The organism is Mycobacterium sp. E3298 (assembly GCF_001666895.1).
Taxonomy (GTDB): Bacteria; Actinomycetota; Actinomycetes; order Mycobacteriales; family Mycobacteriaceae; genus Mycobacterium.
Window position 1 is genome coordinate 1 of the sequence record NZ_LZJB01000418.1, and the last position, 2,271, is coordinate 2,271.

Annotated in this window: 3 protein-coding genes; 2 read left to right on the top strand and 1 reads right to left on the bottom strand. The window is 69.6% G+C overall.

Annotated features, from left to right (window positions below):
- Window positions 1-1,002, bottom strand: a 1,002-nt coding sequence (locus A9X05_RS19910) for an MFS transporter (RefSeq protein WP_067783634.1), incomplete at its 3' end; no start/stop codon positions are given.
- A 229-nt stretch (window positions 1,003-1,231) separates the two neighbouring features.
- On the opposite strand from A9X05_RS19910, the gene A9X05_RS19915 reads away from it, so the two are divergent.
- Together A9X05_RS19915 and A9X05_RS19920 are read left to right on the top strand one after the other, a co-directional pair.
- Window positions 1,232-1,510, top strand: coding sequence for a hypothetical protein (locus A9X05_RS19915; RefSeq protein ID WP_067749783.1), 279 nt, complete (start codon window positions 1,232-1,234; stop codon window positions 1,508-1,510).
- A gap of 123 nt (window positions 1,511-1,633) precedes the next feature.
- The coding region (locus A9X05_RS19920; protein ID WP_197499140.1) for an ABC transporter ATP-binding protein at window positions 1,634-2,271 on the top strand (638 nt) is incomplete at its 3' end.

Below are 2,271 nucleotides of genomic sequence, written 5' to 3' on the forward strand. Positions count from 1 at the left end.
GCCGCGCAAGCGTTTCGGCGCCGCGGCCTCCAGATCGATCAACCCCTCACGCAAGCACAGGCCGGAGGCGCATCCCAGCACCAGGAAGAGGGGAAGGCCCAAGGCCAACGACATGGTATGCGGGGCCAGCGCGGTGGTCGCGTAGCCGAGTGCGGCCAGCAGTGCGCCGGCGGTGCCGGCCTGGGGCCCCCAGCTCCGCGCGCGGGCCAGCACCTGGATCAGCCCGCTGACCCCGTTGACGAGCAGCGTGGCGGTGCCGACGGCCATCGGGGCGGCGAGCCCGGTGTGGACACGGCCGGGGATCGCGACGAACCCCAGTGTCGCCGATGCGAACACCCACGGCGCCAGCGGCATCGCCCAACTCAACGCCCGCCCGGTGCCCTGCCCCGCGGTGGTCGGCGGTTCCCAAACCCGCGCGGTTGGCCGCGCGGTGGTCTCCGCCCCGCGCGCCGCAAGCACCGCGAAGGCCATCGCCGCGATGCCGATCGCGACGGCGACCCCTAACGACAACTGGATGCCGCCCGGACCGGCCTTGACGATCAGGCCCCCCGCGAACGGTCCGATCGCGAAACCGCCCATCAACACCGCACCCGCGGCGGCCGCCCCGGCCGGACCTTTCAGATCGGAGGCCCAGGCGGTGCAGGAACTCATGGCCAGGCCGACACCGAACCCGACGATCAGGCGGCCGAGGAGCAAGATCTCGTACTGCTGCGAGCACAGCATGGCCACCGTGCCGGCCACGGCGGTCGCCGCGCCCGCCAGCGCCACCGGCCGGCGCCCGAACGCATCCGAGGTGCGCCCGCCGACGAGCAGGCCGGGCACCAAGCCCACCGCATAGACCCCGAAGATCGCATCGAGGGTGGCTGGGCTGAGGTGTTGCCGCGCGCTGAGCGCGGGCATCAGCGCGACGAAGTGGTTGGCGACCCAGCCGACGGACAGCAAGAGCACCAGCACGCCGCCGAAGACGGCCCGGTCCGCATCCGGGCGGCCCGCCTTGTCCAGAGCCGCCGCAGGTCGCGACGTTGACCCGTTGGCTACAGACACTGGACGTTTCCCCCTGGCATTCGGCGCGACGAACGCAAACGACGATGCAAACGAGGCAGTTATTCCCGATCGCCGCGGAAATGCACGCCGAGCAACCGGCCCGATCGGCGGGCAAATCTCGTGCGGGGTTTCAAATCGGCCGATTTGGTGTACTGATACCACTACTCGACTCCCAGGGAGGCAAACGATGAAGCAAATCGCGGCCGCGACGCTCGCACTAGCCGTGCTGCTGTCCAGCGCGTGTTCGGCCTCACAGGTGATCAACACCGGCGGCGACACCAAGTGCAAGGACTTCACCTCGCAGGACGAGAAGAAGCAGAACGACGAAGTCAGCAAGATGTTGAAGGACAAGAACGGCACCGACCCGTCCAACGCCGAGATCACCGCCACTCGGCTGTCGGCGGCGACGTACTGCCAGACGCTTGGCAAGCCGGACACCAAGATCTCCGAAGCGCCGCACGGCTGACCTTGATCGCCGTCTAGTGATGGCGCACAGCGGGTTTTAATCATCGGCAACGCAAACCTGGTGGGCGCCGCGCGCGATTCCTAGGCTGCGCGGGTGATGTCGACCAGTCTCGCGCCGGCACGCGTGTCATTGCTTCGCGTCAACCGCACCTTCGGAACGCGCGCCGTGCTGCGCGACGTCGACATCGAGATCGAACCGGGCCAGGTCGTCGCGTTGCTCGGGCCCTCGGGCAGCGGCAAGTCGACGCTGTTGCGACTCGTGGCCGGTCTCGACAAGCCCAGCGCCGGGCGGATCGAGATAGCGGGGAAGGCCGTCCGGGGGGTCGACCCGCGTTGCGCGATGGTTTTCCAGGAGCCGCGCCTGCTGCCGTGGCGATCGCTGGCGGCCAACGTCGCCTTCGGTTTACCGCCTGGCACGGCGCGCGCGAAGGGCACCGGGGAGGTTCAACATTGGCTGAACGTCGTCGGGCTGACCGAGTTCGGTGATCATCGCCCGCGGCAGGTTTCCGGCGGTATGGCACAACGTGCCGGCCTCGCGCGGGCTCTAGCGCGCCGGCCCAGTGTCCTGCTCCTCGACGAGCCGCTCGCGGCCCTGGACGCATTGACCCGGTTGCGGATGCAGGACCTGCTCGACAGGGTGCAGCACGAGGCGGGCACCACGACGTTGCTGGTGACTCACGACGTCGATGAGGCGGCGATCCTCGCCGACCGCGTGCTCGTGTTGCGCGCCGACCCCACGGGCGCGGCCGGCATCGGCGCGGC

Bases quoted from the DNA above. Each gene is read 5' to 3' on its own strand.
- A9X05_RS19915 (WP_067749783.1), top strand. From the start codon at position 1,232: ATGAAGCAAATCGCGGCCGCGACGCTCGCACTAGCCGTGCTGCTGTCC.